Below are 18,484 nucleotides of genomic sequence, written 5' to 3' on the forward strand. Positions count from 1 at the left end.
ACTGCGCGACAGCCAGAAGCAAGTTGCTGCCCTCCAGAGCAAGATTGCCAGCCAGGCCGCAGCCAACATCTTCGACAGCGCCGAGAAGGCCGGAAACTTCACACTCATCGCCGCTTCCGTACAGGTAGCGGGGATGAACGAACTGCGCCAGCTCGCTGACCAGTGGAAGACCAAGGGCAGTTCCGACGTGCTCGTGCTCGCCACGGCCAACGACGGCAAGGTCAGCCTGCTGGTTGGTGCCAGCAAGGATGCCATTGCCAGCGGCGTGAAGGCCGGGAACCTGATCAAGCAGATTGCCCCACTTGTCGGTGGCGGCGGTGGTGGTCGGCCTGACATGGCCCAGGCCGGTGGTAAGCGTGCCGACGGAATTCCAGCTGCATTAGCAGAAGCAAAGAAATTACTAGAAAACGCTTAACTGAAGTTTGTACTTTTGCCGTCTTTACAGTAGAATAGGCGGTGAACTGAAAGAATAGAGGTGCATAGCATGAGTTCATTGGATGAAACTGTCCACTTTAATTTTCGCGATAACTCGCCAAAGAATGTCCGCGAATCACTGACTACGGTCTATGACGCGCTGAAGGAAAAGGGTTACGACCCGATTACCCAGCTCGTTGGCTACCTGCTGTCCGGAGATCCTGCATACATTCCGCGTTATAACGATGCCCGTAACATCATCCGGAAGCACGAGCGGGACGAGATCATTGAAGAACTCGTCCGCAATTACCTCGGAACCGAGAACAAGTAGATGCGTTTACTTGGCTTAGATATCGGAACCAAGACGGTTGGGGTAGCGATTTCCGATCCGTTCGGGTGGACTGCGCAGGGGCTTGAGATTATCCCCATTGATTCCGAGAAGGGCAACTTGGGGTTAGGCCGGGTCAAGAAGTTGGTTGCTGAACACGAGGTAACCGGCTTCGTTCTTGGCTTGCCCAAGAACATGAACAACACTGAAGGTCCGCGCGTGGCCGCATGTCGCGACTACGCAGAGCGACTGAAGGCGAAGTTCGGCCTGCCCGTTGATTTTATTGATGAACGCCTGACCACCGTGTCCGCGTACCGCATCCTAATCGACGAGGCTGACGTTTCCCGGAAGCAGCAGAAGAAGGTTATCGACAAGATGGCCGCGCAGTTTATTTTGCAGAACTACCTGGATAGTAAGGGTAAGTTAACCCAAGAATAGATAATGTGTGCCGCAACTTGGTGCGCGATTAAACAGCCCCGCTCTGGCGTGTGGCGAAGGGAGATACACAATGGCAAACGAAGAAAAGATTCACCCAGGCGAAAACGACCAGCAGATTACGCTGATTGACGACAAGGGTAACGAGGAATTGTACAACGTGCTGTTCACGTTCGATTCCGAAGACTACGGCAAGTCCTACGTCCTGCTTTACCCAGAAGGTGCAGCCGATGATGACGATGTCGAAATCGAAGCCTTCGCGTACACACCAGACGAGAACGGCGATGCCAGCTCCGGCGACCTCTTCCCAATCGAAGACGACGACGAATGGGCAATGGTTGAGGAAGTACTGAACACCTTCCTTGCTGACGACGACATGCAGTAAGAATGAAAAGGCCGGGCGTTAATGCCAGGCCTTTTTGTTTGCGCCCGCGCAAGGTGCTAGCGGGACCGTTCTACTTTTTGCCATGTGCAGTATAATGTGGCCAAGAGCAGAATGTTTGGTCAAGATGAAAGTGGTGGTGCAAATGCTGGAACAGGATATTCAATACGGCACGGATGCAATGCAGAAGCTCGATCTCTACACGCCAGCCAGCAGTAACGGTCGCAGCCTGGTGCTCATTCACGGCGGCGGCTGGTGGCAGGGCGATAAGCATAAGGAGATGAGCACCGCAGCCAGGTTTGTGGACATGGGTTACACGGTGGCGGCGATTAACTACCGGCTGGCCCTGGCGGCGACAAACCTGTTTCCGACGCAAAATAGAGACGTCCTGGCCGCGTATCAGTGGTTAATTGCCCATGAACCAAGCTTTACGGCGCAGAACATCGCCTTTATCGGCGGTTCCACCGGCGGCCATCTCGCGGCGTACCTGGGCTTAACCCTGGGCCGACCGTTTGTGAGCCTGTCCGGACTGTTTGATTTGGCCGGATTTTACGCGGCGCACCCAGACGTGACGCCGGTGCAGCGCATTTTTAGCAAGCACACCGCCAGCAGTGCCATTGACCAAGATGGCAGCGACGACGGCTATTACAAGTGGATTATTGAAAATCTGCTGCCAGAAATCACGCCGGCACAGCTTGATGCCGCGTCGATTTGGCGTTGGGTGCGGGCCACTAGCGGCCCGGGGTTGCTCATCAATTCACTGCACGAACTGGTGCCGGCTAGTGAGCCCTTGCAACTAGCGGGCTTGCTGCAAGCCAAGAGTGTGCCGGTTGAGACCATCTTGCTGCCGGGGACGCGTCACGGGGAGGCTTATTTGCCCGACGTAATCGGCAGCGTGCAGCAGTTCCTTGACCGCTATTTTTAACGTTGGCGTGAAGATTATGCGGAGGCACGCGTGAAGTGAACGGTTTGTGCTAGAATGATTATATTATAGATTGGGCTATACAGGATGTAGCCTATAGAACAGGATGTGTAAATAGTGGCAAGCACGCAGAAGACGATTGCTGGGGTGCCGGCAATGGTGAACGAACCGTTGTCGAACTATACGTTTACGAAAACTGGGGGTCCAGCCGACTTACTGACGTTCCCCGAAACCATTGCGCAAGTGCACGATTTGGTGGACTACGCCAAGGATAATGACACGCCACTGACCATCATTGGTAACGCCAGCAACCTGATTGTCCGCGATGGCGGAATTCGCGGCCTCGTCGTGATTTTGACGCACATGCACACAATCACGGTGCACGGCAACGAGGTCACGGCTGCGGCTGGGGCCCGGATTATCGACACTTCCGATGCTGCTGGTGCGGCGGGTTTGTCCGGCTTGGAATTTGCTGCCGGGATTCCCGGTTCTGTCGGGGGGGCGGTGTTCATGAACGCCGGTGCTTACGGCGGTGAGGTCAAGGATTGTGTGGCCAGTGTCGAGGTGATTACCCGCAGCGGTGAACTGCACACGTACACGAGTGATGACATGCACTTTTCCTACCGCCACTCCGTCGTCCAGGAGACGGGCGAAATTGTGCTCGGGGCAACCTTCAAGCTTGTGCCCGGGGACGCCAAGGCGATTCGGGCCGAGATGGACCACCTGAACGATCTGCGCCGTTCCAAGCAGCCACTGGAATACCCATCTTGCGGGAGTGTGTTCAAGCGGCCAACGGGGCATTACGTTGGCCCGATGATTCAGCAGGCCGGACTGCAGGGCCACATCATCGGTGGCGCGCAGATTTCGATGAAGCACGCCGGCTTCATCGTCAACATCAACCACGCGACAGCGACCGATTACCTGGACATGATTCATTACGTTCAGGTGCACGTGAAGGCCAAGTTCGACGTTGATCTAGAACCCGAAGTGCGGATTATCGGCGAACCAGTTGCGACGCCGGTAGCAGACAAATAACAAAATACTTGGAGGTTCTTTCAGAAATGAGGGAATCTCCTTTTGCGTTTTGGGTATAATGTTATTAGTATTTTGATTATGGAGGTGGGAAAATGACGATTGTTCAAGGGGTATTAATGATGGTGGCACTAGTACTGGTAGCCAACATTATTAGTCATTTCTTGCCGTTTGTGCCCGATGCGATTATCCAAATCGTCTTGGGGCTGATTATTGCGCTGGTGATTAACGTGCAGGTGCCGGTTGCGACCGACTGGTTCATGCTGCTGTTCATCGCGCCACTACTGTACAATGACGGGCGCCACTTCTCCCACCGCGCGCTCTGGGCATTGCGGGGACAAATCGTCAGTAACGCCGTCGTGCTCGTGTTCGCGACGATGTTCCTCATTGGCCTCCTCATCCACATTCTGGTGCCACCGATTCCACTGGCTGCCGCGGTGGCCCTGGCGGCACTGCTGGCGCCAACGGACGCGATTGCGGTTGAAGGTATTGCCGAACACTTACCGATGCCGAAAAAAGTGCTGCACTTGGTCGCCGGTGAAAGTTTGATTAACGACGCGAGCGGCCTGATTGGCTTCAAGTACGGGATTGCCGTGGCCCTGACCGGTGAGTTCGCGGCTGGGCACGCGGCACTTGATTTTCTGTATGTCAGTTTGGTCGGCGCTCTGGCCGGAGCGGTGCTCATGGGCATCATCAACTGGGTGCGCAAACTGCTGTTTAGCCAGGGGATTGGGGACGTGACGCTGCACACGGTGTTGCAGCTGATCACGCCGTTCATCATTTACCTGCTAGTAGATGAGGGCTTGCACGCTTCCGGGGTCATCGCCGTGGTCATCGCGGGGCTGCTCAGTAACAGCCGACGCAACAACTACGGCGCCGTGCTGCCGGAACTGAAGCTGGTCAGCGAACACGCCTGGTCGATTATGGTGTACGTGCTCAATGGCCTGATTTTCGTGCTGCTCGGGATTGAACTGCCCGTGGCGATGCGCGCGACGATTGCGAACCACGATGTCAGCACGTTGCAGGCGCTGGGCATTGTGGTCGTCGTGTTCGCGGCACTGCTGGCACTGCGCACCGCGTGGGTGTACAGCAGCAACCTGCTGACCGCTAAGCGCCGCAAGAAGCGGGCACCGAGCTTTGCCTCCGCGCTGCTCACCGGGATTGCCGGGGTCCGCGGGGCGATTACCGTCATTGGGGTGCTCGCAATTCCCGTGGTGACAACGACCGGCCAGCTTTTCCCCGAACGCAGCTTAATGCTGTTCATCGCGGCGGGCGTGACGCTTATGAGCCTGCTGGTAGCCACAATTGGCCTGCCCATTATGGCCCACCTGGCGCCCCAGCCGGATATTGCAGAGCACGTGGCGCCAGGCAAGCACCTCACCTGGAGTCAGGCGCAGGCATACGTTCTCAAGGTAGCCGTGCAGCGGCTGGAGACGGAGAAGAAGGAGGACAACCAGAAACCCGCGCTGGATCTCATCAGTGACTACCAGCGGCGCCAGCGCAAATTGCGGCTGGCGGCGGATACTAGCGACGGGATGCCCGTCATGTTGCGTGATGAACTCGAATTGAAAATCATGGGGACGACGGGGGAGCTGCAAGCCCTGAACGAACTACATGCAGCTGGCAAAATTCCGGAATCTTTGTACCGCAAATTGCACCACCGGCTGACGCTGAAGGTCCAGGACATGCGGTTGCTCATCGAACGCGACGGGCACCGGACGGTCGGGATGCGCTGGCGCCAGTTTGCCGGCAAGATGCGCCACCGCCTCGATTTTGTCCACGTGATTGGCCGGATGCGGCGGAATAATAATGAGTATCTCTTTGTGCTGAAGGCGACGGCCAAGGGCGCGCTGGCGAATATCAGCGCCACGCTCAAGAGTGACGAGTACAAGAACCGCAAGTTTGCCCGTTCGGTAATTAAGACGCAGATGACGCACTACCGCAGCCGGATTGCGACTGTCCACGCGGTGCACAACAACAAGTACGAGCAGTACCAGGCCGAGATGCAGCGGCTGCGGATGGTGGGCTTCACGGCCGAACGCGCCGCCGTGCACCAGCTGATGGAACAAGGGTACATCACGCCGCTAGTGGCCCAGAAGCTAAGCACCGACATTTCGTACAGCGAAAGTGCGATTACGTTATCGGCGCAGGAAGATTAATTGATTAATGCCAAATGCCTTACACCTGGGCACTTGGCTTTTTTTGTGGCCACGGCCGGCACGATGCGATTGGGCTCGCAATGCCCGCACGCACGGCATATAATAATTCAGGATAATACATAACATCCGTGCCCGATGTGGACCGGATTGAATCAGTGCGAGGAATAGTATGAAAGATTTTAAATTAGTTTGGTTACTGCTGGGCTCGCTGATCACGAACCTCGGGGGTAGCTTTATTTGGCCGCTCACCACGATTTACGTGCATGAGTATCTGAAAATGCCGCTGACAATGGCCGGTGTGGTGATTTTCCTGAACTGCATAGCCTCCTTGTGCGGCAACACCATTGGCGGCAATCTGTTCGACCGTTGGCAACCCATTGGCACGCTCATGGTCGGCATTAGTATCGACGTGCTGGCCGCCAGTGCGCTGATTTTCTTCCACGGCTGGCCAATTTACCCGGTGCTCTTGACGCTGATGGGCCTGGGCAGCGGGATGACCTTTACGTCAATTAACGGCCTCGCCACGAAGGTGCCGGGTCACGCAGCGAGTTACGCCTTTAACTTCCTGTACTTCACCAGCTCGCTCGGGGTGGCGGCGGGGACGCTCGTGGTCGGCAACGTGCTGGCTGCTGGTATCGGTTGGGTGTTCGCGTGTGCGGCGGTAATTTACCTCTTTTTTGCAATCATTGTGTTTACGATGTATCGGGGCCATAGGTTGCGGCAAAACGATGCGGAAGAAGCACCTGCAGAGCACGGCAAGTCTCGGGTTCGGCCAGAAGTGCTTGCCGTCCTGGTAGTCGTGTTTGTCGTCTGGTTCTTCTATGAGCAGTGGGATAGTAATTTGTCGTCGTACATGCTCAGCAAAAGCTTGTCGGTGCGTGAATACAGTTCGGTGTGGACGGTCAATGCCATTGTGATTTTGCTCGTGCAGCCCGTGGTCACGCGGATGGACACCTGGCTAACTAAGCACATCACGTTGCGGTTGTGCACGGGTCTTACCTTATTCACGCTCAGCTTCATCTGGTTGCTTGGCGCCCACACGTACTTGAGCTTTGTGCTCGCAATGGTGATTCTGTCACTTGGTGAAGTGCTGGCGATGCCGGCGATTTCTACCTACATCAACCTCTTCGCTACTGCCCACACGCGCGGACAGTACCAGGGGCTGGTGCAAGCGGGGGCATCCGCGGGGCGGGCAGTGGGCCCACTCTTTGGCGCCATGATTATCGAGGGCTTTTCCTACCACATTCTCTTCTTGCTTGCGATTGGCGGGTTAGCCGCCGTCATGGTTCTGTTCGCGGCGGTGAGTGCCCGGGCGCGCGCCAAAGCGCAGATGTAGGCAAAGTCTGCAATGCGCGGACAAATGGGCGCGAACCCTGTGGTATAATCGGGACATGAATTAAATGGGAGGTTACGCATGACACAAATCTTCGAAAGCCTCTGGAGTTGGTCGACCCTGGCTGATCTCGTTGACATTCTGGTCGTCTGGTACGCGGTGTACCGGTTGATTATGTTGGTGCGCGGGACCAAGGCCGTTCAACTGTTCCGGGGCATATTGGTCATTGCCGTCATCCGGATTCTGGCGTGGTACCTGGGCCTGAAGACGGTTGGCTGGATTGTGGACCAGGTAATTGGTTGGGCAGTCATCGCGATTGTGATTATTTTTCAACCAGAAATTCGGCGCGGCTTGGAACACCTGGGTCGAAGTGGCTTGTTCAACCGCTCATCCAGCAACGCGCGGGAGCAGCAATTGCGCATGGTGGACGAGATTGACAAGGCCGTGCAGTACATGAGTAAGCGCCGCATTGGGGCCCTCATCACCATTCAGCGCAACACCGGGCTGGAAGATTACATCGAGACTGGGATTAAGATGGACGCCGAGATTACGGGCGCGCTGCTCATCAACACGTTCATCCCCAACACCCCCCTGCATGATGGGGCGGTCATCATTCGCGAAAATCGCATCGCCGTGGCCGCGGCGTACCTGCCATTGTCCGAGTCGAGTGCGATTCCGAAGTCACTCGGGACGCGGCACCGTGCCGCCGTCGGGATTTCCGAAGTGACGGACGCGGTCACCGTGGTTGTGTCTGAAGAAACCGGGGGCGTGACGCTCACCTGCAACAACAACCTGATGATCGACATGACGCGTGACGATTACCTGAAGTTCCTGACCGCACAGCTCGTACCGGAAGAGGAAGAAGACAAGCACAAACCCGTGCAAGAATTCTTCCTCGGCCTGATTGCCGGTTTCGGCAAGAAGGGGGGCAAATGATGAATAAATTTTGGGATAGCCCATGGGTATACCGCGTGCTCTCACTGTTCATCGCCGTTGCCCTGTTCGCATACGTGAATGCGGAGAAGATTGATAACTCAATCCACACCAATAAGACGACGGACAGCGCGGTGCTGGCGACCAAGACAGTTAGCATTAGTGCCCCGCTTGAAATCAACGCTGACCTCGACAAGTATTACGTCACCGGCTTCCCCGAGAAGGTTAAGGTGAAGGTCGAAGGGAACGCTGCACTGGTGACGACGCTACAAAACACGCAGAACTTCCGCGTGGTGGCGAACTTGCGTAAGCTGTCGGTGGGTAGCCACACCGTGCGCCTGCAAGTGCAGGGGTTGAGCAACAACTTGACGTACAAAGTGGACCCGGCGACAATAAAAGTTAACATCCAGAACCGAATTAGCAAGACAATGGCGGTCCAAGTGGATTACAATAAGAGCGCGATTGCTGATGGTTACACGGCCGGTTCGCCGGTACTGTCCACCGCCAACGTGCAAGTTACGGGGGCGCGGAGTGAGATTGAACGGATTTACGAGGTTTCTGCCAGCTTGGCATTAGCCCGGAATACGCACAAGAACATCACCCAGACCGTGACACTCCAGGCACTGGATAGTAACGGGCACACGCTGGACGTCATGATTACGCCGCAGACCGTGCGGGTGAAGTTGCCAATCAGCATGCCAAGCAAGAAGGTGCCGCTTACCTTCAAGCAGACAGGCAAGGCGGCAACTGGCCGGTCCTACGCGTTCGAATCGAACACGGAATCCGTGATGATTTACGGCAAGAAGTCTGTGCTGCAGGATCTCGACAGTCTGGAAGTGCCAATCGATGTTGGCGGGATTGATACGACCACCAAGAAAACCATCGATTTGACCGCGATTGACTCTGACTTAGCATCCGTCAAGCCCGGTTCGGCGAAGGTGACCATCAAGGTGACGAATTCGAAGTCACTGGTACCGGAAGCTGATTCGAGCGCGACGACGAAGAGTTCCAGTAGCGCCGCCTCGAGTAGCGACAGTGACAGCAGTAGCAGCAAGTAGTTTTAACTAAACGTGATTAATCGATGAATGGGAGAATCAGATAATGACTAAATATTTTGGTACAGATGGTGTTCGTGGGGTTGCAAACGAAGATTTGAGCCCTGAACTTGCTTTCCGCCTCGGCCGTGCAGGGGGCTATGTCCTCACCAAGCACCAGCAGGGCGACAAGGCCCCACTTGTACTCGTGTCCCGCGACACCCGGATTTCCGGGCAGATGCTCGGGGACGCGTTGATTTCCGGCCTTTTGTCTGTCGGGATTGAAGTGCTGAACCTCGGTGTGATTACCACCCCCGCCGTTGCCTACCTGATTAAGGTGCAGGGCGCCGCTGCCGGGATTCAGATTTCTGCCTCCCACAACCCCGCACAGGACAACGGGATTAAGTTCTTCGGCCCTGATGGCTACAAGCTGGCTGATGAGACGGAAGAGGAAATCGAGAAGTACCTCGATGCCCCTGAAGACACGTTGCCACGGCCAAGCGCCAAGGGTCTGGGGACCGCAGCGGATTACCCAGAAGGTACGCAGAAGTACGTGCAGTTCCTGGAACAGACCGTGACCGAAGACATTTCCGGCATTCGCGTGGTGCTGGATGCGGCCAACGGGGCCAGCAGCGGCATTGTGAGCCGGCTGTTCGGTGACCTCGATACCGACTTTGACACCATGGCCACCACACCAGATGGCATTAACATCAACGCCGGCGTCGGCTCCACCCACCCCGAGGCTTTGGCCAAGATGGTTGTGGAGAAGGGCGCACAGGTTGGTTTGGCCTTCGATGGGGATGCAGACCGCTGCATCGCCGTGGATGAACAGGGCAACATTGTCGATGGTGACAAGATTATGTTCATCCTGGGTAGCTACATGAAGTCTCAGGGCCGCCTGAAGAAGGACACGATTGTCACCACCGTAATGAGTAACCTCGGACTGTACAAGGCGATTGAAGCTAACGGCATGAAATCCGTCCAGACCGCCGTTGGGGACCGCCACGTGGTCGAAGAAATGCGTAAGGAAGGTTACAACATCGGTGGGGAACAGAGTGGTCACGTAATTCTCTTTGATCACCACAACACCGGTGACGGGATGCTGACCGGGATTCAGCTGCTGTCCGTCATGGCCGCAACCGGCAAGACCCTGTCCGAACTGGCCGCACCCGTGCAGACCTACCCCCAGAAGCTCGTGAACGTGCCCGTAACGGACAAGAACTCCTGGAAGAACTACCCCGCAATCACCGATGCCATCGCCAAGGTGGAAGCAAAGATGGCCGGGGATGGCCGCGTGCTCGTCCGTCCTTCCGGTACCGAAGCCCTGCTGCGGGTAATGGCTGAAGCGAAGACTGAAGAACTGGTTAACGCCTACGTTGACGAAATCGTCGCGGTGGTTGTTGCCGAAATGGGTAAGTAATTCGCCCAATTACAAAAGGCCCGGAAGCGTGAGTTCACGCTTCCGGACCTTTTTTGGTATCTGTCCAATTGCACGAAGCAGCGCGGATTATTCCGCCTGTGCGAGTACCCGTTTGATGACCTTCAGCACCCCGAATTCCTGGTTGCTGGCCGTGCGGAAGTCCGCATACGGAGCCATCTGCGGCCGGGCGTTGGCCACCAGGTAACTGTATTTGACGTACTGCAGCATTTCCTTATCGTTGAAGTTATCGCCAAACGCCATCATGGCAGTGGCATCAATCTGCAGCAGCTGACTCATCTGCATCATCGCGTTGCCCTTGTTAATGTGCATAGGCATGATGTCAATCCAGCAGTCCGCCGTGACGGCCACGGAGTACCGGTCGCCGAAGCGGGGGTTAAGTTGGTTGGCAAAGACGGCCTCGGCGTCGTGGTGTGGCAGGTACAGGGTCAGCTTATCCGCCTGCCCGGCCCAAGCCAGAGGGTCAGTGCGATAGTTCAGGGTGGTGTAAAAAGCGCGAAATTCGGCGTCGTATGCGGTGTCGGCGCGGTCGGCAACCGCGCCATCCAGACCACAGATGAGTGGGTGGCCATCGGTGTGCTCCTGCACGTAGCGGAACATTTCGCGCAAGTCCGCGTTGGGGAGCAATGTCTGGGCAATGATTTTGCCGTGGTGCTTAATCACCGCGCCGTTGTCGCAGATGAGGATGAGCTGATCCTTGTACTGGGGGAACATCGCTTCAAGTGTGTAGAGCGGGCGGCAAGAAGCCACCGCAAACTGAATGTTCGCGCGCTGCATTTGCTCTATGTACGCGTCAAAGTGGGGCGGTAATTCACCGGCTTCGGTGAGTAATGTGTGGTCCATATCGGTTGCAATTAATTTGATTTCAGGCATGGTAATTCCTCGTGATTATTATTTTTGTCAGTAGTGGGAACTTCCACGCTGGTTGACGCGATTATTATGACATGACCTAATATTACGGTCAATGTGACATAACGAGGTTAGGTTAGGGAATATGCGCCGGTGGCGGGCACCAACTACTGGCTAAAATTAAAACATTACGGTCGTCAGTGGTATGGGTACCAGCATTAGTTGCCGGCCGCTGGTGCCGCCTATTCAGTAGTTGTGTATGAATATTAAGCTTCAACCCCATTTGCCGGGGCTTTTAGTGTAAATATCGAACTGCTGGGGGCGGATAAGGGTGTCAATATTGAGACCATAAATGCAGTTTTACTGAAAATTACAGTACCACCGGTTTAGACAAAAAAGCGTGGCAAACATAACAAAACGAATGCGTTTTGCCAAGGTTGCCTAGCTAATAGGCTTCATAAATAAATATATGCGTTTTCAACAATACCTAAATCTGTGTAACTTAAAAAGAAAAAATAAGGGTAAATATAATTTTTTCGCTTTGCTTTATGCACAAAACCTGTATAATAAGTACAGATAAAGCGCGAACATTAATGCACGTCGTTAGTAGCGGCCGGCGATGTGCAGTCCAAATTGCGCGACGTGAGTGGGTGTTGTGGAGATGTATCGATTTTTTGGCCAGCCGAAGTTTGACCCGGAGCACATTGCTGCCGGGCCAATTGGATACGAGCTGTTTATCCGTGAAAATATTAATGGCGAGTGGGTTTTGCCCCATGATTTCATCAGTATTCCGAGCGCCATTTTCGGAGACCTGTTGCGGCAGACGGTCAGTGCCTTGCCGCAGACGATTGACCTGATTTCGTTCAATTTGGAGCAGGAACACTTTGTTCAGGAGCAATACCTGCAACTGGTGCAGGCCGTGCAGCGGTGCACGCGCGTGGTGCTCTATACGGAGCTAACTGAGCGCAACGCGGAGTCCGTGACGGTGCCGCAGCTTGTAGATGCTGCCAAGCATTTCCACGAATATGGCCTGCGTGTCGTGCTCGATGACGTGGGGACAGAGCAAAACAACGAGCAGTTGGCCAGTGCGATGGACGATTACGTGGATGAATACAAGTTTGCGTTGCAGAACCTGCGTCCATTTAGCAGTATTGCGCAGATCAAGCCTGAACTCGCGCACTGGTGGCAGCTGGCCAAGCAACACGAGAAGACCCTTGCCATCGAGGGGATTGAGAGTGCCGAGGAGCTGGCCTTGATTCGCGCTGAATTTCCAAGTGAGATTGTCCAGGGCTACTTCTTGGGCAAACCAGCCTTGTTACCGATTAAAGAATAAGTGAAGCGGATGCCCATGGGTACGCCGCTTTTTTAGTGGCCCAATGATGGCCTTAAGAAAATATTTAACAAGTTGAATTGGTATACCTTAATTTGAAGCAGCGGTATAGGCCATAATCGCCTAAGCCCATGGTGGCGGGAATGGCAGATATACTGACAAAAACGTTCACAATAGTATCTATACCAATCCGTGACGATGGCGATTATTTAATCCGTTACAGTCTTGACAAAAGCCGTCATACAAACTATTCTACAAACATCAACAGCGATGAATTATCTAAATTCATCTAGTCCAATTATTCGGAGGAACATCGTATGTGTGGAATTGTCGGCGTCGTCGGGAAGCTTAATGCAACCAAGGTATTGCTGAATGGTCTAGCCAAATTGGAATACCGTGGTTACGATTCAGCGGGGATTTTTGTGAATGATCAGGGCCATGAAGCCGTACTGATTAAGCGCGTGGGCCGGATTAAAAACCTGCAGGCAGCGGTACCGGATACGTTAACCGGTACACTGGGTATTGGCCACACACGTTGGGCAACTAACGGCAAGCCCACTGAAGCCAACGCACACCCCCACGTTTCTAACGATGGACGCTTCTACCTCGTGCACAACGGGGTGCTGACCAACGCGGCGGAACTCAAGGACGAATACCTGAGCGACGTGCAGTTTGCCAGCGACACCGATACCGAAGTTGCCGTACAGCTGGTGGCGAAGTTCGTGCGCGACGGGGCCACAACCAAGGATGCTCTGCGGCACGTGATGCAGCTGGTGCAGGGCTCTTACGCCTTCGCTCTTGCCGACAAGGAAGACAGCGACACGCTGTACGTAGCGAAGAACAAGTCGCCACTGCTGGTGGGCTTAGGGGACGGCTTTAACGCCGTTGGTAGTGATGCGCTGGCACTACTCGACCAGACCGATACCTTCCTCGAACTGCACGACGAAGAACTCGTGGTCTTGACTGCGGATGGCGTACGGGTGGAAAATCTGGCCGGTGAGGTGCAAAAGCGCGCCAGCTACAAGGTCGACGTGTCTGAAGGCGCCGGCGAACTGGGTGCTTACCCATTCTACATGCTCAAAGAAATCGATGAGCAACCCGTAGTTTTGCGCCGCCTGCTTTCGAACTACACTGATGCTGACGGTCAGGTTAACATGCCCGAAGAACTGCTGGCAGCAATGCAGCAGGCCGACCGGCTGTACTTCGTGGCCGCCGGTACCAGTTACCACGCGAGCCTCGTTGCGGCCCCACTGTTTGAACAGCTTGCGGGCGTCCCCGTCACCGTGGCCTTTGCTTCCGAGTTTGGCTACCACATGCCACTGCTGTCCAAGAAGCCGCTGTTTGTCTTCCTGACTCAAAGTGGGGAAACGGCCGACATTCGCCAGGTGCTGGTCAAGGTGAAGGCGCTTGGGCTGCCAAGTCTGACCATCACCAATGTGCCAACTTCGACGCTGGCACGGGAAGCCGATTTCGCGCTCAGCCTGCACGCTGGTCCTGAAATCGCGGTGGCTTCCACCAAGGCGTACACCGCCCAGGTTGCAACTTGCGCGCTGCTCGCCCAGGCGCTGGGCATTTACCTGAACAACGATGCAGCTAAGCAGTTCGACGTGGCGCACAAGCTGACCATGATTGCGACCGCCCAGCAGCAGCTGGTGGACGAAAAAGACCAGATTCACGAATTCGCCCAGAAGATGTTCAAGACCACCCGCAACGCCTTTTACATTGGCCGTGGGAGTGATTACTACTTGTCTCTAGAAGCGGCGCTGAAGCTGAAGGAAATCTCCTACATTCAGGCGGAAGGCTTCGCGGCTGGCGAACTCAAGCACGGGACCATTGCCCTGATTGAAGAGAACACGCCGGTCGTGGCCATTGTGTCGGACCCCGTGACCGCGGCCCACACCCGTGCTAACGCCACCGAAGTGCAAGCGCGGGGTGCCGCGGTGATGCGGATTGCAACGGAAAGTCTGGCTCAGCCTGGTGACGAGCTGGTAGTACCAGACACGGATCCACTACTGACGCCACTGGTGACCATCGTGCCTTGCCAGCTGCTGGCATACTATGCGAGCCTCGACCGCGGATACGACGTGGACCGGCCCCGCAACCTGGCGAAGTCCGTGACGGTTGAATAGTAAATTAAGTTAATAGTTAGTGAAGGTGGGTCTGCACGCATGCGGGCCCACTTTTTACCGCTGCGGCAAAGATTTCAATCTTATCAAGTTTTCTGAAAACGTGAATTTTACGCGGCCAGTTGTGGTAAGCTACAAGCACACAGGGGGAGAATCATGCGTAAAATTTGGCGTTATAAATGGTGGTTACTGGCACTGCTGGTGCTCTTAGTACTCTTTGGCAGCAGCTCCATGACCTACAAGGAGCAGACCAGTGTGCCGTTTCTGGAACGCGTACTGGCCAACGAGCCACTGAAGGATGTGGTGGCGCGCATCCACATCAATTATGGGCAAGGGGACATTATCGCGATGCCCGGCCACACGTATTTTCAGGTGATTGAATTCATTGTGCGCAAGATTGCCCACTTCGGCAGTTACTTCCTACTCGGCTGGTTCCTGACGTCTGCGTTGCGGGAAAAAATCCAGCCGGCGTGGTTCCGCCTCTGGATGGTCCCGATGATGGCCGGCGGGTTCGCCGCGCTGGATGAGCTGCACCAGATGTTCACGGGTGATCGCTCACCGATGGTCCAGGACGTGGTGCTCGACATGACGGGCGCGCTGACCGCGACAATTATTATTCTATTGGTTGAGCAGCTGTGGCGGCGGCACGTGGCTAAGCGCGACCGGCTTTCATTACTTAAGCATTAACCGGCGGAATTCATGCGCACCCTTACATTATTATTAGAAATGAACGACGCCATCTTTAAATACGAACGATATTTGTGTATAATTGCGAGTGTTTGAGAATTGCATCGGGCAAGTATGCTTTTGTGTTCCCAAAAAATAAACTACATTAAGCGCGAAAGAATCGCGTGAACGGAGGCTGAGTTAGAAATGTCAGGACATTCCAAATGGCATAACATCCAGGGGCGTAAGAACGCTCAGGACGCTAAGCGAGGAAAGATCTTCCAAAAAATCTCCCGTGAACTTTTCATGGCAGCAAAAGCAGGTGGTCCCGACCCTAGTGGTAACCCTGGCCTCCGTTTGATGATTGACAAGGCACGTGCTGCTAACATGCCTAAGGACGTCATGAACCGTGCCATCAAGAAGGCTGAAGACGGCGACAAGACCAGTTACGACGAAATCATGTACGAAGGTTACGGTCCTAACGGGATTGGGATCCTCGTTTCCGCTCTGACCGACAACAAGAACCGGACCAACTCCGATGTTCGTGTTGCCATCACCCGTCATGGTGGGACCATGGCCGGTGCCGGTGCCGTTTCCTTCATGTTCGATCGCAAGGGTAAGATTGTGATCAGCCGTGAAGACCTCGACATGGACGAAGACGACATGCTCGAAGCTGCTCTTGAAGCTGGTGCTGAAGACCTGCAGACCGATGACGATGAATTCACTATCCTCACCGACGCTAAGGAATTCGCCCAGGTGCGTGACGCACTCACCGAAGCTGGCTTCAAGTTCGAATCTGCCGACTTGGCAATGATTCCGCAGAACACCATTCCTGTTCCGGCAGAAAAGGAAGAAACCTTCCAGAACCTGCTCGACGCACTCGACGCACTGGATGACGTTACCGACGTCTACACCAGTGCTGAATGGGCTGACGAAGATTAATTAACAATTACACCCCGCACACGTTGCGGGGTGTTTTTTTGTCACTAAATAGCGGCTAAAACATGACCCCCGAAAAAATTTGGTGAAAAGCAAATTTTTTTCGGGGGTTTTTGGCTAACTTGCGCAATCTATATATGTGGAGGTGATGACGACGGATATTGAATCGATTTTACGTTCCGCCGCAAAAGACGGAGCAAGTGATGTGTACCTTTTTCCCGGCCGCGGGGATTACCAAGTGCGGGTGCGGACGCCAAATGGAGTCAGTGCACCACGCCGGGTGCAACCGGCTGACGCCCAGAAGTGGATTAACTACCTGAAGTACCAGGCGGGGATGAACTTATCGGAGCACCGCCGCGTGCAGCAGGGCGCGTTGTGGTATGCGGCCAGCGAACGGTTTTTGCGGCTCAGTGCTGCGGGTGATTACCGGGACCGCGAATCGATGGTTATTCGGCTCATTGCCCCCATCCCGGAAGTGACGCCGGAGACCCGCCCCGTTTTGACGGACTTAGCGCAACGGGTGCGGGGGCGCGGTTTGCTTACGGTGTGCGGGCCAACGGGCTCAGGCAAAACGACGCTACTGTACCAGCTTGCCCGCGAACTGGCCGCGGACGGCGGGGTGGTGATGACGATTTAGGACCCAGTGGAAGTTAGCGAGCCGCAGTTCTTGCAGCTACAGGTTAACCAGGTTGCTGGCCAAACGTACGCGAGCCTGCTGAAAGCGTCGCTACGGCACCGGCCCGACGTGGTCATCATTGGCGAACTGCGCGATGCGGAAACTGCGCGGGCTGCCTGTGAGGCGGCGCTGGCCGGGCATATTGTACTCGCGACGGTGCACACGCGTTCGCCCGCGGACGTACCGCTGCGGCTAGTCAGCCTCGGGGTACCGCAAGCGCTGGTCAATGGTGCTTTGCGGGTGTCCGCGCAGTGCGAGCTGCTACCCCTGGAGCCCGTGCGGCCGGCCGTTGAAGTGTGGAGCTGGCGCGATGGCGCTGGCCAGCGGGTCAGCAAGACGCTCGCGGTGCAAAAAGCGTTCGCCACGGCGAGTGCAGCAAACGTAGCGGCCAGCAGTGCTAGTGCCGCGCTGCATGCGTACCAGCCGCCCGTTGATCCCGGGCCAATTGCCGACGTGGATGTCGCGGTGAATGGTAGCTGGAACGAGGATGGGGTCGTTGAGGCAGAGGAGGTGCATACGGGTGACTAAGAAATTGGCCTTAGCCGCGCAGGCGGATTGCTGCACCACCATTAGCACGCTGCTCCAGTCGGGTTTTCGGCTGGGGGACGCGCTGGATTTCATCGGCGTCCAGTTTCCTAAGCTCAAGGCGCGTGTGACTGGCGTGCAAGACGACCTCGCTGACGGCACCATGATTGATACCGCGTTTGCCCGGGGCGGATTCTCGCCCGTCGTGTGCACCCAGATTGGCTTAGCGGGCGCTCACGGTGATTTGGACGGAGCCCTGGCCGAGGTTGCGCAGTATTTGAAGTTGCTGCAAAATTCGCGGTCTAAGGTGTGGCAGTTGCTGGCGTACCCGCTGACACTCCTGGCACTGCTCACCGTGATGCAATTCGGCATTGTCTACTGGGTATTGCCCCAGCTCAGTGCTGATCCCGACCAGGCGATGGGTCCACAGCTATTCATCTGCCTGAGTTTTGTGCTGACCGTGCTGCTCATTACGGTCTTCGTGAAGGGGATGACACCGCAAAAACGCTATGACGTGCTGCACCGGGTTCCTGTCATCGGGCGGATTCTGACGGAGTACTACCAGTACGAATTCATGATTGGTGCGGCCAGCTTCCTCGGCGTGGGCCGGGACCTCGGTACGTATTGCGCCTACCTGGCTGAGCAAGCGCCCGGACCCCTCACACAGGTGGGCCGACGCGTGACCAACGAATTGTTGACGGGGGTGAGCCTGCAGACGGCGCTCAAGGATGACTTGGTGCCGGCGAGTCTGGTGCACCTGATGGCAATGGGCCAAGAGCCGCGCCTGTTTGCCCAATCGACCGCGGCCCTAGCGCGCGGATTATTCAAAAATTTGGAACTGCGGATGAACCGCTTGTTAGCGTTCGTCCAACCCTTGATGTTTCTGATTCTGGGTGTGCAAATTGTGGTGATGTACGCACACCTGCTATTGCCACTGTACTCAGTGGTGGAAAGGTACTGATA

Annotated in this window: 17 protein-coding genes and 1 pseudogene; 17 read left to right on the top strand and 1 reads right to left on the bottom strand. The window is 55.5% G+C overall.

Annotated features, from left to right (window positions below; genetic code table 11):
* The 11 genes from FC18_RS12330 to glmM all read left to right on the top strand — a co-directional run.
* Nucleotides 1–415: DHHA1 domain-containing protein (locus FC18_RS12330; RefSeq protein ID WP_235804220.1), on the top strand; the 415-nt coding region annotated here is incomplete at its 5' end.
* Nucleotides 416–484: 69 nt separating this feature from the next.
* Nucleotides 485–745 (top strand): IreB family regulatory phosphoprotein, encoded by a 261-nt coding sequence (locus FC18_RS08530; RefSeq protein WP_054677212.1) that lies wholly within the window; start codon nucleotides 485–487, stop codon nucleotides 743–745.
* On the top strand, nucleotides 746–1,180 hold the full coding sequence (ruvX, locus tag FC18_RS08535) for a Holliday junction resolvase RuvX (protein WP_054677214.1): 435 nt from the start codon (nucleotides 746–748) through the stop codon (nucleotides 1,178–1,180). It abuts the gene before it with no gap.
* Between the two features lie 70 nt (nucleotides 1,181–1,250).
* On the top strand, nucleotides 1,251–1,562 hold the full coding sequence (locus FC18_RS08540; protein WP_054677216.1) for a DUF1292 domain-containing protein: 312 nt from the start codon (nucleotides 1,251–1,253) through the stop codon (nucleotides 1,560–1,562).
* 124 nt (nucleotides 1,563–1,686) lie between these two features.
* On the top strand, nucleotides 1,687–2,484 hold the full coding sequence (locus FC18_RS08545) for an alpha/beta hydrolase (protein WP_235804222.1): 798 nt from the start codon (nucleotides 1,687–1,689) through the stop codon (nucleotides 2,482–2,484).
* A gap of 153 nt (nucleotides 2,485–2,637) precedes the next feature.
* Nucleotides 2,638–3,516, top strand: coding sequence for a UDP-N-acetylmuramate dehydrogenase (murB, locus tag FC18_RS08550; protein ID WP_054677430.1), 879 nt, complete (start codon nucleotides 2,638–2,640; stop codon nucleotides 3,514–3,516).
* A gap of 92 nt (nucleotides 3,517–3,608) precedes the next feature.
* The gene (locus FC18_RS08555; protein ID WP_056976079.1) at nucleotides 3,609–5,672 is read left to right on the top strand and encodes a cation:proton antiporter; all 2,064 of its coding nucleotides are present in this window, start codon (nucleotides 3,609–3,611) and stop codon (nucleotides 5,670–5,672) included.
* Between the two features lie 169 nt (nucleotides 5,673–5,841).
* Entirely contained in the window at nucleotides 5,842–7,008 is a 1,167-nt protein-coding gene (locus FC18_RS08560) for an MFS transporter (RefSeq protein ID WP_056976081.1), read from the top strand.
* Between the two features lie 78 nt (nucleotides 7,009–7,086).
* Complete coding sequence (gene cdaA / locus FC18_RS08565; protein WP_056976083.1) at nucleotides 7,087–7,941, top strand: diadenylate cyclase CdaA; 855 nt, start codon at nucleotides 7,087–7,089, stop codon at nucleotides 7,939–7,941.
* Nucleotides 7,938–8,996, top strand: a complete 1,059-nt coding sequence (locus FC18_RS08570) for a CdaR family protein (protein WP_054677220.1) — start codon at nucleotides 7,938–7,940, stop codon at nucleotides 8,994–8,996. The genes cdaA and FC18_RS08570 overlap by 4 nt, the downstream gene beginning before the upstream one ends.
* A gap of 43 nt (nucleotides 8,997–9,039) precedes the next feature.
* Nucleotides 9,040–10,392 (top strand): phosphoglucosamine mutase, encoded by a 1,353-nt coding sequence (gene glmM, locus FC18_RS08575; protein ID WP_056976085.1) that lies wholly within the window; start codon nucleotides 9,040–9,042, stop codon nucleotides 10,390–10,392.
* An 87-nt stretch (nucleotides 10,393–10,479) separates the two neighbouring features.
* On the opposite strand, the gene FC18_RS08580 is transcribed toward glmM, so the two are convergent.
* Entirely contained in the window at nucleotides 10,480–11,283 is an 804-nt protein-coding gene (locus FC18_RS08580) for an HAD family hydrolase (RefSeq protein ID WP_056976087.1), read from the bottom strand.
* A gap of 637 nt (nucleotides 11,284–11,920) precedes the next feature.
* Between FC18_RS08580 and FC18_RS08585 the strand changes: the two genes are divergently transcribed.
* The 6 genes and pseudogenes from FC18_RS08585 (at nucleotide 11,921) to FC18_RS08615 (ending at nucleotide 18,482) form a co-directional block, all read left to right on the top strand.
* Entirely contained in the window at nucleotides 11,921–12,592 is a 672-nt protein-coding gene (locus FC18_RS08585; RefSeq protein WP_054677223.1) for an EAL domain-containing protein, read from the top strand.
* Nucleotides 12,593–12,906: 314 nt separating this feature from the next.
* Nucleotides 12,907–14,718 carry a glutamine--fructose-6-phosphate transaminase (isomerizing) gene (glmS, locus tag FC18_RS08590; RefSeq protein WP_056976088.1) on the top strand — a complete coding sequence of 604 codons (1,812 nt, stop codon included), beginning with the start codon at nucleotides 12,907–12,909 and terminating at the stop codon, nucleotides 14,716–14,718.
* A gap of 153 nt (nucleotides 14,719–14,871) precedes the next feature.
* Nucleotides 14,872–15,402: a VanZ family protein gene (locus FC18_RS08595; RefSeq protein WP_056976089.1), complete on the top strand. Its 531-nt coding sequence runs from the start codon at nucleotides 14,872–14,874 to the stop codon at nucleotides 15,400–15,402.
* Between the two features lie 186 nt (nucleotides 15,403–15,588).
* Complete coding sequence (locus FC18_RS08600; RefSeq protein WP_054677229.1) at nucleotides 15,589–16,323, top strand: YebC/PmpR family DNA-binding transcriptional regulator; 735 nt, start codon at nucleotides 15,589–15,591, stop codon at nucleotides 16,321–16,323.
* Between the two features lie 145 nt (nucleotides 16,324–16,468).
* Nucleotides 16,469–17,524 (top strand): annotated as a pseudogene (locus FC18_RS12335) (ATPase, T2SS/T4P/T4SS family).
* Nucleotides 17,517–18,482 carry a type II secretion system F family protein gene (locus FC18_RS08615; protein WP_054677236.1) on the top strand — a complete coding sequence of 322 codons (966 nt, stop codon included), beginning with the start codon at nucleotides 17,517–17,519 and terminating at the stop codon, nucleotides 18,480–18,482. The pseudogene FC18_RS12335 and the gene FC18_RS08615 overlap by 8 nt, the downstream one beginning before the upstream one ends.
* Nucleotides 18,483–18,484 lie beyond the last annotated feature (2 nt).

It is taken from the genome of Lacticaseibacillus sharpeae JCM 1186 = DSM 20505 (genome assembly GCF_001436225.1).
Lineage (GTDB): Bacteria > Bacillota > Bacilli > Lactobacillales > Lactobacillaceae > Lacticaseibacillus > Lacticaseibacillus sharpeae.

Bases quoted from the DNA above. Each gene is read 5' to 3' on its own strand.
- FC18_RS08530 (WP_054677212.1), top strand. From the start codon at position 485: ATGAGTTCATTGGATGAAACTGTCCACTTTAATTTTCGCGATAACTCG.
- ruvX (WP_054677214.1), top strand. From the start codon at position 746: ATGCGTTTACTTGGCTTAGATATCGGAACCAAGACGGTTGGGGTAGCG.
- FC18_RS08540 (WP_054677216.1), top strand. From the start codon at position 1,251: ATGGCAAACGAAGAAAAGATTCACCCAGGCGAAAACGACCAGCAGATT.
- FC18_RS08545 (WP_235804222.1), top strand. From the start codon at position 1,687: ATGAAAGTGGTGGTGCAAATGCTGGAACAGGATATTCAATACGGCACG.
- murB (WP_054677430.1), top strand. From the start codon at position 2,638: ATGGTGAACGAACCGTTGTCGAACTATACGTTTACGAAAACTGGGGGT.
- FC18_RS08555 (WP_056976079.1), top strand. From the start codon at position 3,609: ATGACGATTGTTCAAGGGGTATTAATGATGGTGGCACTAGTACTGGTA.
- FC18_RS08560 (WP_056976081.1), top strand. From the start codon at position 5,842: ATGAAAGATTTTAAATTAGTTTGGTTACTGCTGGGCTCGCTGATCACG.
- cdaA (WP_056976083.1), top strand. From the start codon at position 7,087: ATGACACAAATCTTCGAAAGCCTCTGGAGTTGGTCGACCCTGGCTGAT.
- FC18_RS08570 (WP_054677220.1), top strand. From the start codon at position 7,938: ATGATGAATAAATTTTGGGATAGCCCATGGGTATACCGCGTGCTCTCA.
- glmM (WP_056976085.1), top strand. From the start codon at position 9,040: ATGACTAAATATTTTGGTACAGATGGTGTTCGTGGGGTTGCAAACGAA.
- FC18_RS08580 (WP_056976087.1), bottom strand. From the start codon at position 11,283: ATGCCTGAAATCAAATTAATTGCAACCGATATGGACCACACATTACTC.
- FC18_RS08585 (WP_054677223.1), top strand. From the start codon at position 11,921: ATGTATCGATTTTTTGGCCAGCCGAAGTTTGACCCGGAGCACATTGCT.
- glmS (WP_056976088.1), top strand. From the start codon at position 12,907: ATGTGTGGAATTGTCGGCGTCGTCGGGAAGCTTAATGCAACCAAGGTA.
- FC18_RS08595 (WP_056976089.1), top strand. From the start codon at position 14,872: ATGCGTAAAATTTGGCGTTATAAATGGTGGTTACTGGCACTGCTGGTG.
- FC18_RS08600 (WP_054677229.1), top strand. From the start codon at position 15,589: ATGTCAGGACATTCCAAATGGCATAACATCCAGGGGCGTAAGAACGCT.